This window comes from Bacillus siamensis (assembly GCF_051628075.1).
GTDB classification, from domain to species: Bacteria; Bacillota; Bacilli; order Bacillales; family Bacillaceae; genus Bacillus; species Bacillus siamensis.
The window spans coordinates 1497984-1509919 of the sequence record NZ_CP155579.1; the positions used below are offsets into that span (position 1 = coordinate 1497984).

General features: G+C 46.7%; 17 protein-coding genes. 14 read left to right on the forward strand and 3 right to left on the reverse strand.

Going from position 1 to position 11936, the window contains the following annotated elements; genetic code table 11:
- Positions 1–2: 2 nt before the first annotated feature.
- Complete coding sequence (gene ctaF, locus ABDB98_RS07695; RefSeq protein ID WP_007409686.1) at positions 3–335, forward strand: cytochrome c oxidase subunit IVB; 333 nt, start codon at positions 3–5, stop codon at positions 333–335.
- Positions 336–359: 24 nt separating this feature from the next.
- The gene (ctaG, locus tag ABDB98_RS07700; RefSeq protein WP_438421865.1) at positions 360–1244 is read left to right on the forward strand and encodes a cytochrome c oxidase assembly factor CtaG; all 885 of its coding nucleotides are present in this window, start codon (positions 360–362) and stop codon (positions 1242–1244) included.
- A gap of 33 nt (positions 1245–1277) precedes the next feature.
- On the opposite strand, the gene ABDB98_RS07705 is transcribed toward ctaG, so the two are convergent.
- Positions 1278–1637, reverse strand: coding sequence for a YugN family protein (locus ABDB98_RS07705; RefSeq protein ID WP_016936230.1), 360 nt, complete (start codon positions 1635–1637; stop codon positions 1278–1280).
- Positions 1638–1777: 140 nt separating this feature from the next.
- Here ABDB98_RS07705 and ABDB98_RS07710 point away from each other — a divergent pair, with 140 nt between their 5' ends.
- The 8 genes from ABDB98_RS07710 (at position 1778) to coaD (ending at position 6375) form a co-directional block, all read left to right on the forward strand.
- A complete protein-coding gene (locus ABDB98_RS07710) occupies positions 1778–2221 on the forward strand; it encodes a CBS domain-containing protein (RefSeq protein WP_016936229.1) in 444 nt (147 codons plus the stop codon).
- An 83-nt stretch (positions 2222–2304) separates the two neighbouring features.
- Positions 2305–3345, forward strand: coding sequence for a CAP domain-containing protein (locus ABDB98_RS07715; protein ID WP_438421867.1), 1041 nt, complete (start codon positions 2305–2307; stop codon positions 3343–3345).
- A gap of 173 nt (positions 3346–3518) precedes the next feature.
- A complete protein-coding gene (locus ABDB98_RS07720) occupies positions 3519–3929 on the forward strand; it encodes a YlbD family protein (RefSeq protein ID WP_047475165.1) in 411 nt (136 codons plus the stop codon).
- 15 nt (positions 3930–3944) lie between these two features.
- Positions 3945–4184, forward strand: coding sequence for a YlbE-like family protein (locus tag ABDB98_RS07725; RefSeq protein WP_003154475.1), 240 nt, complete (start codon positions 3945–3947; stop codon positions 4182–4184).
- Between the two features lie 70 nt (positions 4185–4254).
- Complete coding sequence (locus ABDB98_RS07730) at positions 4255–4704, forward strand: YlbF family regulator (protein WP_016936226.1); 450 nt, start codon at positions 4255–4257, stop codon at positions 4702–4704.
- A 58-nt stretch (positions 4705–4762) separates the two neighbouring features.
- Positions 4763–5035 (forward strand): YlbG family protein, encoded by a 273-nt coding sequence (locus ABDB98_RS07735; RefSeq protein WP_016936225.1) that lies wholly within the window; start codon positions 4763–4765, stop codon positions 5033–5035.
- Positions 5036–5333: 298 nt separating this feature from the next.
- Entirely contained in the window at positions 5334–5888 is a 555-nt protein-coding gene (gene rsmD / locus ABDB98_RS07740) for a 16S rRNA (guanine(966)-N(2))-methyltransferase RsmD (RefSeq protein ID WP_045927180.1), read from the forward strand.
- A 4-nt stretch (positions 5889–5892) separates the two neighbouring features.
- A complete protein-coding gene (gene coaD, locus ABDB98_RS07745) occupies positions 5893–6375 on the forward strand; it encodes a pantetheine-phosphate adenylyltransferase (protein ID WP_016936222.1) in 483 nt (160 codons plus the stop codon).
- A 17-nt stretch (positions 6376–6392) separates the two neighbouring features.
- Here the strand turns inward: coaD and ylbJ are convergent, their stop codons facing one another.
- A complete protein-coding gene (gene ylbJ, locus ABDB98_RS07750; protein ID WP_438421869.1) occupies positions 6393–7619 on the reverse strand; it encodes a sporulation integral membrane protein YlbJ in 1227 nt (408 codons plus the stop codon).
- A 178-nt stretch (positions 7620–7797) separates the two neighbouring features.
- Here ylbJ and ABDB98_RS07755 point away from each other — a divergent pair, with 178 nt between their 5' ends.
- Both ABDB98_RS07755 and ABDB98_RS07760 read left to right on the forward strand, forming a co-directional pair.
- Positions 7798–8577 (forward strand): patatin family protein, encoded by a 780-nt coding sequence (locus ABDB98_RS07755; RefSeq protein WP_014304961.1) that lies wholly within the window; start codon positions 7798–7800, stop codon positions 8575–8577.
- A gap of 5 nt (positions 8578–8582) precedes the next feature.
- Positions 8583–9605 (forward strand): SepM family pheromone-processing serine protease, encoded by a 1023-nt coding sequence (locus ABDB98_RS07760; protein ID WP_060962855.1) that lies wholly within the window; start codon positions 8583–8585, stop codon positions 9603–9605.
- An 18-nt stretch (positions 9606–9623) separates the two neighbouring features.
- Here ABDB98_RS07760 and ABDB98_RS07765 read toward each other — a convergent pair whose 3' ends face one another.
- The gene (locus ABDB98_RS07765; RefSeq protein WP_438421870.1) at positions 9624–10871 is read right to left on the reverse strand and encodes a nucleotidyltransferase; all 1248 of its coding nucleotides are present in this window, start codon (positions 10869–10871) and stop codon (positions 9624–9626) included.
- Positions 10872–11079: 208 nt separating this feature from the next.
- Here ABDB98_RS07765 and ABDB98_RS07770 point away from each other — a divergent pair, with 208 nt between their 5' ends.
- Together ABDB98_RS07770 and rpmF are read left to right on the forward strand one after the other, a co-directional pair.
- Entirely contained in the window at positions 11080–11598 is a 519-nt protein-coding gene (locus ABDB98_RS07770; protein WP_016936218.1) for a YceD family protein, read from the forward strand.
- Between the two features lie 21 nt (positions 11599–11619).
- On the forward strand, positions 11620–11799 hold the full coding sequence (rpmF, locus tag ABDB98_RS07775; protein ID WP_003154457.1) for a 50S ribosomal protein L32: 180 nt from the start codon (positions 11620–11622) through the stop codon (positions 11797–11799).
- Positions 11800–11936: the final 137 nt, after the last annotated feature.

Consider the following 11936-nt stretch of genomic DNA (forward strand, 5'->3'; position numbering starts at 1 on the left):
CGATGGACGATAACAAAAACAGAGGGACTGTCAGTACGGATCTCGAATATCGGAAAAAGAAAAATGCCGAGGAGATGAAATATCAGGTCATATCCTTCGGTTTGATGATCGGACTTACGCTTGTCGCGTTTTTGACGGTGGCTGCTGACGGCATTGCCGGATGGTTTACGATGCCGTTTCTTATCCTGCTTGCGGTCATCCAGGTCATCTTTCAGCTGTTTTACTTTATGCATATGAGCCAGAAAGGGCATGAAGCGCCGTCACTATTTCTGTATTCGGGAATATTTGTCGCGTTTATCACCGTGCTTGCATTTGTCACGATTATTTGGTGGTAATCGGGGCGGCGGGGAGTGAGAGATTTGATTAATTTGGAAATGTTCGGGTTTCGCGCCATGTGGAGCCCGTATCTGTTTTGTATAACTGCCGTGATAACAGGTGTTTACTTTTACTGGTGCAGCCGGCATAAAGGACGTGTGTCGGCTAAAGAGAAGGTGCTGTTTGTGCTTTCCGCGCTGTTTTTTTACGCGGCTGCGGGAAGTCCGGTTGACTTATTGGGCCACGTGATGTTCAGCGCTCATATGGTGCAGATGGCGGTTCTGTTTTTAGTCGTGCCGCCGCTCTTGATTTCCGGAATTCCCGGCTGGGCATGGAAAAAACTGATTTTCCGTCCCATCGTAAAGCGGCTGTTTTCATTTTTTTCACAGCCGCTTATCGCTTTGCTGCTGTTTAACGGCATTTTTTCACTGTATCACATTCCGTTTATATTTGATTTCGTCAAAACGGATTCGCTGTATCACGCGCTGATGAACGGACTCATCTTTGTAACGGCGTTTTTTATGTGGTGGCCGCTTGTCCATCAGGTGGACGGTCTGCCCCGGCTCAGCGGTTTAATGAAGCTTGGATACATTATGGCGGACGGGATTCTGTTAACGCCGGCTTGTGCACTCATTATGTTCAGCGGGGCGCCCATGTATGCCACGTACACAGATCCGGCGGCTTGGGCCGAAGCTATGAAGCTTTGTGTCCCTTTAGACTTGGTGGAAAAGATCCCTTTATCCGGTCCGGAGATATTTAACACGCTTCCTCCTCTGGAAGATCAGCAGCTCGGGGCAGTGCTGATGAAAATCATACAAGAGATTGTCTACGGAACATATTTGGCTGTCGTCTTTTTTCAGTGGGTCAGAACGGAACGGGAAAAAGATACGCTCTCAGAGCCGCCGTATATTGAGCATACCGTCTCATAAAAAAAGTACAGCATATTCTGCTGTACTTTTTTATTACATTTGCACTGTTTTTAAAGACTCTGCCAATTCAAGCAGTAATGCCTTGCTTTTTGCGACGACATGTTCCGGAAATTCTTCATCGCTGCCGTATTCTACGCCGTGCGGATAATAATGCTTTCCTAAAAGAGGGGCCTTCAGCTGAATCACGGCACGGCTGCCGCCTACATCGCCCTCTTTTGCCGTTCCTTGAATCCGCAGATAAAATGTCCCCTCAGCAACTGAAAACTTTTTGTCGTAAGTCACTCTTTCATAATCCCATTGTCCGGCCAGAATGAGCCCTTTGCTTTCCATCAGATCATTCAAGCGGCTGAGCTCCGCAGTTACCCCTTCAAGACCGCTGTTTTCAAACTTCAAACCTTCCCCCTCCTTTTAAAATTTACCTTTCCTGACAATCATAGTATGAAAGCGTTGCACATTCAATGATTCATACGGTGAAAGTATGCAAAAAGAAAAATTTGACGACAATAGTAGCAGAAAAAAGGAGGAATTCCGCAATGACAAAGATCAATAAGCTCATGACGTCAGACTTGCAATATTGTACAGTATTAGATAATGTATATGAAGCTGCGGTGAAGATGAAAGACGCGGATGTCGGCGCTATTCCGATAGTGGATGAAGACGGAGCGACCCTTGTCGGGATCGTGACAGACAGAGATCTCGTATTACGGGGAATTGCTTCCAAAAAGCCGAACTCTCAAAAAATAACCGACGCAATGACAGAGCGGGTTATCAGTGCAGAAGAAGACGCTTCTGTGGAAGAAGTGCTTCATATGATGGCTGAACATCAGCTCAGAAGAATTCCCGTCACACGGGATAAAAAACTCGTCGGCATTGTCACGCTCGGCGACCTTTCCTTGGCTGAGCAATCAAATGAGCAAGCAGGCCGGGCGCTGTCTGACATTTCTGAAGACGAAGGTCCGGAAGGGTTTATCCATTAAACATAAATGACGGACGCTGCAAATAGGCTGTACTGTATAAGAAAAACAATAATAGAACGGTTTGATTTCATGGGGGTGAGAGGTTGAAAAATATCGCCAGGGCTCTCGTTATCCTTTTGCTTATTTACGGAGCGTATGTTCTGTTTATACAATATGGATCGGCTCCTCAGAAAAAAACGAATCAGGAGGAGCCTCAGGTTTCCAATGAGGAGGCGAGCGGAAAACGACTGAAAATACCGTCATCCGGACTGCTTTCTCTCATGGGGAAATCTGCTGCCGATGTGAAAAAGAAACTCGGGGAACCGTCCCGGAAAGATCCTTCTGCCTATGATTATGAATGGTGGGTGTACAACCAGGGGAAAGACCAATATGTACAAGTCGGTATTCTGAATGATAAAGCCGTGACTTTATACGCTTCAGGAAGCGGCATCAACGCAAAACCGTTTAAGATCGGCGAATCGACGGGCGAAGTCTTTAAAACGACGCAGGTTGCTCCGTTTGTCAATGTGACGGATAAGGGTAACACGTACCGGTTTGAGTTTTCTGAAGAAGATATCAATACCCGTCCAACTGTCAAGATCGGCGGTATGTATGTTCAGCTGTACATGGACAAATTTGACGGGAATCTGTCAAGCATCAGGGCATTTGATGCGGAGACGTTAGTAAAACAAAGGCCGTACGAGGTCATGTACAGAGGAAGACTGACAGAACCCGAGCCTGTTTCCGATAAAAAATGGGACAGCATTGAACGGGCGAGCGAACAGCAGATTCTCGATATTACAAATGTCATCCGCGTGAAACACGGACTTACAAGGCTGAAATGGGACGAAGGCGCTGCAAAAGTGGCATTCGGCCACAGCCAGGACATGAAGGACAACAAGTATTTCTCCCATGTCTCAAAGAAATACGGGACTTTGAAGGACCGCTTGGAAAAAGGTGATGTGAAATACCGGGAGGCCGGTGAAAATATTGCCTACAACTATGTGGACGGTCCGGCGGCAGTGGAGGGCTGGCTGAACAGTGAAGGACACAGAAAAGCGCTGTTAAGTCCTGATTACACCCACCTCGGGGTCGGCGTGGACCGGAAATATTATACGCAAAACTTCATTAAGCCTTGGCAGTAAAAACCGCAGAGGGGCGCAGCCCCCGCGGTTTTTTTATGTTTTTTCGCGAGCGGGCTCCTGCCGGGAAAAATAATTTTTGCATATACCTGCTTTTTTTCGCAATTTAGGCGAACATTAAGGCGCCTGAACCGATACATTATAGCAGGCAAAACTTTTCGGAGGGGGTGAGAATTGTGGCGAATCAGCAATCACGGCAATCAATCGATGATTTTAAACAATTCGTAAAAAAGCATCCCAAACTGATTCAAAATGTTCGCAAGGAACAAAGAAGCTGGCAGGAAGTCTATGAAAATTGGGTTCTCCTCGGCGAGGACGATTCGATGTGGGACCCATTTAAAGACGAGGCCGTCCAGTCTGCTTCTGAAGCGGAAACCAAACAGGAACCAGCTGAAAAGAACGATTTCGTTTCAAAAATGGTCACTGCCGTCAAAAAGATGGATATCAACCAAATGAATGAGCAGATCAATAAAATGAGCCAGTCTATTTCATCATTGCAAAGCCTTTTAAGCCAATTTTCGAGCAGCGATACAAAGCAGCCCCGGCAAGGCTCCGGACAACATCCTTTTTCGTTCAGGAAGGATTAAAGAAGGGGATCGTGTATGCGAAAAGAGGTTCAGGAATTCATATCTGCAGATGAGGAACGGAAACGGTTTATACGGCAGCGCCCCGTCTGGTACCGAAGACTCGCGAGAAAGCCGGACGATCTCAATTCATTTCAGCTGGACATGATGAATTTTTATGAAAAAACGATACCGCACCGGGTAAGCCAATTTTCAAACGGGATTCAGATGGCGCAGATGATGATGCAGATGGTTCACGCCATGCGTTCGCAGGATTAAAAAGCATTTAAACGCCGCATTTTCCAATTGGCAGGTTTCGTGGTAAACTAACAACTGGAGGTGCGTATTAATGTATGCAACAATTGAGTCCGTCCGGCTTCAAAGTGAAGCGGAGCAGCTTGCCGGCATGATTCTGCAGTCTGAGACGGCTGAAAATTACCGCGATTGTTACAAGCGTCTCCATGAAGATGAAGAGGCAGGGCGGATTATTCGTTCTTTTTTGAGCATTAAAGAGCAGTATGAGGATGTGCAGCGCTTTGGCAAATACCATCCTGATTATAGAGAAATTTCCCGCAAAATGAGAGAGTTGAAGCGGGAGCTGGATTTAAATGATAAGGTGGCCGAATTTAAAAAAGCGGAGACTGAGCTTCAGTCGCTGCTTGACGAGATCAGCATCGAACTCGGCACGGCCGTTTCGGAGCATGTAAAAGTTCCGACGGGGAATCCTTATTTTGACGGCCTGTCATCCTGCGGCGGCGGCTGCGGTTCCGGCGGCGGCTGCGGATGCAAAGTTTCCTGACGAGACGGCCGTCTCGTCTTTTACATAAAATGAACAGAGAGTCAGGCGGGTGATCATGATGGAAAGCAAGCGCCAAGGCATAATCGTATATCTGCATTCTTTAAAACACAGTAAAATGCTGAGAAAATTCGGCAACGTTCATTATGTTTCCAAGCGGCTGAAATACGCAGTGCTGTATTGCGATATGGGCCAAATCGAAAAAACGATGGAAAAGATTTCTTCTTATTCATATGTGAAGAAAGTAGAGCCTTCATATAAGCCCTTTTTAAAGCTGGAATTTGAATCAAAGCTTGATAAAGCGAAAGAGTACGATTATAAGATCGGCATATAAAAAAATCCCCGCAGAAACCTGCGGGGTCCTTCTATTCCTTAACAAGTTAAGGAGAAGGCAAAGGGAGAGGAGAAACCGGAGGAAGAACTTATGGGGAAACGTAAGTCTTCTCCGCGGTTGGCAACAACATCATTTATTGATGCTGTTACACGTAGTTTTGACAAGAATGTGAGCATGTATACATGATTTCACGCTCATTGTTTGAAAGAATGCTTTATGATAAGATAGGGATTGTTTTTGTACATAACGGCTCAGCCGATGCGAAACATCAAAGTTTTCAGAAAAAGTGGTGTGAAAAATGAGAGTAATTTCCGGTTCAAGAAAAGGACGAGCCTTAAAGGCTGTGCCGGGCACATCAACAAGGCCGACGACGGATAAAGTAAAAGAGTCTATTTTTAATATGATCGGCCCGTATTTTGACGGAGGAACGGGGCTGGATTTGTTTGCGGGGAGCGGCGGTCTCGGAATTGAAGCGCTGTCGCGCGGATTTGACCGCTGTATCTTTGTGGATCGGGATTTCAAAGCCATCCAAACGGTAAAAGCGAATATAAAAGCGCTGGATCTGCTGTCTTCAGCGGAAGTATACCGCAATGATGCAGAGCGGGCCCTCTATGCCGCGGCGAAACGTGAAAAAGGTTTTGACGGAATTTTTTTAGATCCCCCGTATAAGGAACAAAAGCTGAAAGCGCTTATCGAAATGATTGATGAAGAGAACATGCTGAATGAAGGCGGTTTTGTCGTAGCCGAGCATGATAAAGCGGTTGCGCTTCCTGAAGCCGTCGGCGCGCTTACTGTAACAAGAAGGGAAATTTACGGGCTTACAGGAGTGACGATATACCGAAATAGGGGGTAATGATGTGGCAAGTATAGCTGTATGTCCCGGAAGTTTTGATCCCGTCACCTACGGACACATGGACATTATCAGGCGGGGAGCAAACGTGTTTGAGCATGTGTACGTATGCGTGCTTAATAATTCTTCCAAGCAGCCGCTGTTTACAGTCGAAGAACGCTGTGAGCTATTGCGGGAAGTGACAAAAGACATACCGAATATTACGGTCGAGACGTCAGGGGGACTGTTGATCGACTACGCCAAAAAAAAGCAGGCGAATGCGATTATCAGGGGACTCAGAGCTGTTTCTGACTTCGAATATGAGATGCAGGGAACCTCTGTCAACCGCGTGCTTGACGAGTCAATAGAAACCTTTTTTATGATGACGAACAATCAGTACTCTTTTTTAAGTTCAAGCATTGTAAAAGAGGTCGCAAAATATAACGGGCCTGTTTCAGAGTTTGTTCCTCCGGAAGTCGAACAGGCGCTGCAGCAGAAATTTAAAGGATGAGAAGCGCGTATGGCGTCTCATCCTTTTTTTATCCGTGCTGACAGCCTGTAACAATAAATCAGTGCGTATACGGCGAGGGCAGCCAGGGTTACGGCGGGGCCGGCTTCAACAAGTGTGTTCCATCCGCTGACGGCAGCCGAGGCCGCGCCCTGATCGCGGAGCGGAAGGAATACGGACTGGTAAGGTTCGTCCAATGCAAGATAAAGCGGCTTCCACAGTAAAAGAATAAAAAGGGCGGCATAAATGCCTTGAAGGATACGCGCTGCGAAAAACGGTTTAAAGCGGATGTCTGTTTCCGATAAAATGCCGGCCACTTGGGCCTGTACGGAAAGGCCGCTGAAACCGAGAATAAAACTCACAATCATCGCTTTCGGCAGCAAGGCGGCATCCGCTTCACTGACCAGCTTGCTCCCAAGCGTAATCTCAAACATTCCGCTGATAAGAGGAATGTCCAGACTTACGGGAAGATGGAAGAGCGAAAGAAGCGCGTTTGTAAATACAGAAAGCACATCCATGACTTGTACGATTGATAATAACCGGCTGAAAACCGAAAACAATATAATAAAACCGCCCACCATCAGCAAGGTTTGTACAGAAGACGTGACGGCGTCGCTTAAAATTTTTCCGAGCGGCCGCTTTTCCGAAAGCCGGGCTTTGTGCAGCGCCAGAAATGCTTCTTTCAGTGAAGGAAGAGAGAGCGTCTTTTTCCCGGTATACGACGCTTCTTCTTTCCGTCCGTATGAACGCATCGTCAGGCCGACGGCGATGTTTCCGAGATAGTGAGCCGATGCTAAAAGAATGCCGAGAGAGGCGTTATGAAAAAAGCCGACCGCCACAGCCGCGAATATAAATAACGGATTGGATGAATTGGTAAAAGAGACGAGTCGTTCAGCCTCCACTCTGGAGATCTGTTTCTCCTGGCGCAGCCGTGCAGTCAGTTTCGCGCCGGCCGGATTTCCTGAAGCCATCCCCATAGCCAGTACAAATCCGCCGACCCCAGGCACTCTGAAAATGGGGCGCATAAAGGGTTCGAGTAAAAGGCCGACAAACCTGACAATACCGAATCCGATTAAAAGCTCAGATAAAATAAAAAACGGAAGCAGCGAAGGAAAAACTACCTCCCACCACATGGAAAGTCCGGTTTTGGAGGCTTCGAATGAGGCCTGCGGGTGTGAAATAACCGTCGCCGTCAAAAAAATAAAAAACAATGAAATCAAAAATGTATGAAACTTAGACAAGTTCATTCTTACCTCCCCGATGCTAAAATTGCACACTGACATTTATATCATGATAAAATATAGAACAGACCTTAAGGACGGCCGGGCAAGTACCTATTTGTCATCCTGTACTAATATACGAGCATAGGGGTTCAATTTAGACCATAGAATTCATGTATAGGATGTCTATAGGGGGTTCGTCGCGTTGGCCAAACCTACAATCGGGTTAGCGTTAGGTTCGGGAGGGGCAAGAGGCATTGCCCACCTCGGAGTGTTATCCAGTTTACATAAGCACCAGATTCCAATTGATATGATTGCCGGCAGCAGCATGGGAGCGTTAGTCGGAAGCTTTTATGCGGCCGGGCATGACGTGGCCACGATGAAAAAAGTCGCCAAAGCATTTAAGCGGCGGCTGTATGCGGATTATACGATGCCGCGTCTCGGATTTTTAAAAGGGGACCGCATCAGGCAGCTCGTACATGCGTATACGTACGGCAAGCCGATAGAAGAACTGCGGATCCCGCTCGGCATTGTGGCATGCGACCTCCAGACCGGAGAAAAACTCGTTTTTACAAAAGGCTCCGTATCCGAAGCCGTCCGCGCGAGCATCAGCATACCGGGCGTTTTCGTCCCGCAAAAAATGAACGGGCGCATGTTAGTGGACGGCGCGGTAGTCGACAGAATCCCGGTTTCCGCGGTAAAAGATATGGGCGCTGATATCGTCATCGCCTCCGACGTATCGCGGGTGAAAAAAACGGAAAAAGCGGCACATATTTTTGATGTAATCATGCAAAGTATGGATATACTGCAAAATGAATTGGTCCGTCACCAGACCATTGCCGCAGACGTCATGATCCGCCCTTCTCTTGAATCATTCAGTTCAAGCTCTTTTGCCAACATTGATCATATGATCACAGCAGGCGAAGAAGCCGCAGACCGGATGATCGGCCGGATTAAACAAGAAATAGAGAACTGGGAGGGCTAACTCATATGAAAGCAAAACATTTTCGCTGGGTGTTTATCATCCTGATCTTATTAATCGCTGTTACATTTATTAAGCTTCCGTATTACATCACACAGCCGGGAGAAGCATCAGAGCTGAGGCCGCTGATTAAGGTGGACGGAGGCTATCCTGAAAAAGGAAGCCTTTCCTTGATGACTGTCAAAGTAGGCCCAGCCAATCCGTATACATATCTTTGGGCGAAAGTGCATCCTTACGATGAAATCGTCCCGGATGAAAGCATAAAAGAAGAGGGCGAAACAGATTCAGACTATATGAAGCGCCAGCTGCAGATGATGAAAAGCTCTCAAGAAAACGCGGTCATTGCCGCTTATCAAAAAGCCGGAAAACAGGTAAAATACTCATTTAACGGCATTTACGCCAGCTCAGTCGTCTCCGGCATGCCGGCAAAAGGAAAAATAGAAGTCGGTGATAAAATCATCAGCGCGGACGGGAAGAAATACGAATCCGCTGAAAAGCTGATTGATTATATCAGCAGCAAAAAAGCGGGGGAAAAAGTCACGTTTCACATTGAACGGGACACGAAAGAAAAGACCGTTGACATTGGGCTGAAATCATTCCCGGACGACCCGAAAAGAGCGGGAATCGGTGTCGCGTTATATACGGACCGGAACGTGAAAGTGAAGCCCGATCTTCATTTCAGCATTGAAAACATCGGCGGGCCTTCTGCGGGTCTCATGATGTCTTTAGAAATTTACAACCAGCTGACAAAACCTGACGAAACAAAAGGCTATAATATAGCTGGAACGGGAACAATCGACGTTGACGGCAAAGTCGGGCCGATTGGCGGAATCGATCAGAAAGTCGTCGCCGCAGACAAAGCGGGGAAAGATATTTTCTTTGCGCCGAACCAAAACGGTGCTGAAAACTCTGATTATAAAAATGCGGTAAAAACGGCAAAAGCTATCAAGTCCGATATGAAGATCGTTCCGGTCGACACCATGCAGGACGCACTTGATTATTTGGATAAGCTGAAAGTAAAAAGCACCTGATACAGTCAGGTGCTTTTTTTACGCATTCAAAAAATGTTTTTCGTCTTCATCATAGCGGATCGGCGCTTGTGAAAATTCCTGTTTCTCAAACCATGTGCGTTCAGGTTCTTTTATCGGCAGGCTGTAAACCCGTCCCGCCGATATGTCCAGATCCAGAGCGGGATGGGAGAAAGAGGAGAGCTTGCTGACGAGCGGCGCGGTAAGCTCTTTTTTCTTTGCCGACAGGTATGCCTGTCCTTTTTTCGTCATTCCGAGAAGACGGATATAAGGTGCGCTTGCAGGCTTTAAAAGCCGGTGCATGTCTTCTTTTTTCGTCCGTGTCAGAATGTGCGTATTCATCCGCTGCAGCCTCGTCCACGTGTATCGTTTTGTTTTCAATAGTTCCATCATTTCCTGGTAGGAGCGGGCTTGTCTGATGGTGCGCATAATTCTGTGCTCAAGGCCTTCTTCCACTTCATAGATTTGGCTCAATTCTTCAGCGGACAGAGTGCTGAGGCTGTATTTTACATATGAAAAATAGTCTTCCGTGCTGTGCCATAATCCGTATGAGTTTCTGTATGCGTCCAGCTCGCGCACAGACGCTTCCGGGAGAAAGCTCTTTGCGGCCGCCGTTCCTTTTTCGATCAGCGCTTTTCTGATGCTTGTGGCGCTGGCTATCCGGCTGTCATCCCCGGGAAGCTCGGCGTCATGATATCCGGAAGCGATCCTGGCTGTCGTATAAGGTTTCATGGCGGAACCGGAGGCGTGTATCGCTTTGACGTAGTGAAAACCGAGAATATTATTCGGCTTAGACAAATCAAGCATGTCCTGTCCTTTGAAAATGTGTGAAAAAGCTTTTGAGGCGGCGGCCGGATAGCTGAGCCCCTTTTTCAGCTCCTCTTTCAGAATCTGGATGCAGTCAGATTCCTTTCGGCTGAACACTTCAGCGGCTTCAATAAAGGGGTCAATCCGTCCGTTCTCACTGCCGAAAAATAAGCTGCTGCATCCTAATTGGTGAAGAAGTGAAACACTGCCGCGCGCGAATAATTCCGCTTTTTGTACGGCATACATATAAGGGAGCTCAATGACGATATCCACGCCGTTTTCCAGCGCCATTTTTGTCCGGGCCCACTTTGAGACGGCGGCCGGTTCCCCGCGCTGCAAAAAAGGGCCGCTCATCACCGCCGCCGCGACGCTGCTGTCCGTCTTGATTTTTGCTTGTTCCGCATGATAGCGGTGTCCGTTATGAAAGGGATTATATTCAACAACGAGGCCGACTGCTTTCATATTTGTTCCGCCTTTCTTGCTATGTTTTGCTTCGTATGGTACATTTGCAAATGAAGTGCATATTTTCGTCCGTTTCGTTTAGTGTATGATTAGCCTATCCGGCTGTCAACGATTGCATGACGGCGGCATTATGCTGTAAAGAAAAAATATTGACAAAAACATTCTGAAAAGCTATAATCATGTTTGTTGCTTTCCTGAGGTGATACAAATGAAATGGACGATTTATCAGCTTCATCAAATGGCGAAAAAGAGCTTTGAATTTGATGAAACAGTTGAGTTGAATGAGCTGACAAAATTGAATTCTGACATCCGCCGCATTTCTCCCGTCCGGGTGAAGGGCCGCGCGGAGATTGAATCCAAGCAGGTTTCGTTTGACTTTACGATTTCAGGCGAAATGGTTTTGCCGTGCTCAAGAACTTTAGTTGATGTGCCGTATCCATTTACAATCGCGACAAAAGAACTGTTTAGATTTCATAAGACGGATGATATAGAAGATGAGGACGTTCATATTGCTGAAGACGATACCGTCGACTTGACTCCGATCGTAAAAGAAGAGATTCTTTTAGAAATTCCTATGCAAATCTTTTGTGAAACTGAACAAAAAGAAGGGGCCGCTCCCCAAGTGGGAAAGGATTGGCAAGTGATTTCTGAGGAAGAGAAGAAAAATCAGATCGACCCCAGACTTGCGGATCTGAAAAAGCTCTTAACACAAGATGATGAATCTTAACTCTTTAAGGAGGTGGGAATAATGGCTGTACCTTTTAGAAGAACTTCTAAAATGAAAAAAAGATTGCGCCGTACACATTTCAAACTAAATGTACCTGGTATGACAGAATGCCCGTCATGCGGAGAGATGAAATTGTCTCACCGTGTATGTAAAGCATGCGGATCATACAACGGCAAAGACATAAATGTAAAAAGCAATTAATGTATGAAGAAAAGCGCGGGAATTTCGGTTCCTGCGCTTTTCTTTTTTTCTCCCTCCGGCTTGCTGCCGCCGAAAAAATTGTGAGCGCCAATAGTCTATCTAATCTATCAGCGGCATATGTATGAGGTAAATGAGCA

What these genes read in the sequence shown, in the direction of transcription:
- ctaF (WP_007409686.1), top strand. Translation starts at nt 3, where the DNA reads ATGGACGATAACAAAAACAGAGGGACTGTCAGTACGGATCTCGAATAT.
- ABDB98_RS07710 (WP_016936229.1), top strand. Translation starts at nt 1,778, where the DNA reads ATGACAAAGATCAATAAGCTCATGACGTCAGACTTGCAATATTGTACA.
- ABDB98_RS07725 (WP_003154475.1), top strand. Translation starts at nt 3,945, where the DNA reads ATGCGAAAAGAGGTTCAGGAATTCATATCTGCAGATGAGGAACGGAAA.
- ABDB98_RS07730 (WP_016936226.1), top strand. Translation starts at nt 4,255, where the DNA reads ATGTATGCAACAATTGAGTCCGTCCGGCTTCAAAGTGAAGCGGAGCAG.
- ABDB98_RS07735 (WP_016936225.1), top strand. Translation starts at nt 4,763, where the DNA reads ATGGAAAGCAAGCGCCAAGGCATAATCGTATATCTGCATTCTTTAAAA.
- rsmD (WP_045927180.1), top strand. Translation starts at nt 5,334, where the DNA reads ATGAGAGTAATTTCCGGTTCAAGAAAAGGACGAGCCTTAAAGGCTGTG.
- ylbJ (WP_438421869.1), bottom strand. Translation starts at nt 7,619, where the DNA reads ATGAACTTGTCTAAGTTTCATACATTTTTGATTTCATTGTTTTTTATT.
- ABDB98_RS07760 (WP_060962855.1), top strand. Translation starts at nt 8,583, where the DNA reads ATGAAAGCAAAACATTTTCGCTGGGTGTTTATCATCCTGATCTTATTA.
- ABDB98_RS07765 (WP_438421870.1), bottom strand. Translation starts at nt 10,871, where the DNA reads ATGAAAGCAGTCGGCCTCGTTGTTGAATATAATCCCTTTCATAACGGA.
- ABDB98_RS07770 (WP_016936218.1), top strand. Translation starts at nt 11,080, where the DNA reads ATGAAATGGACGATTTATCAGCTTCATCAAATGGCGAAAAAGAGCTTT.
- rpmF (WP_003154457.1), top strand. Translation starts at nt 11,620, where the DNA reads ATGGCTGTACCTTTTAGAAGAACTTCTAAAATGAAAAAAAGATTGCGC.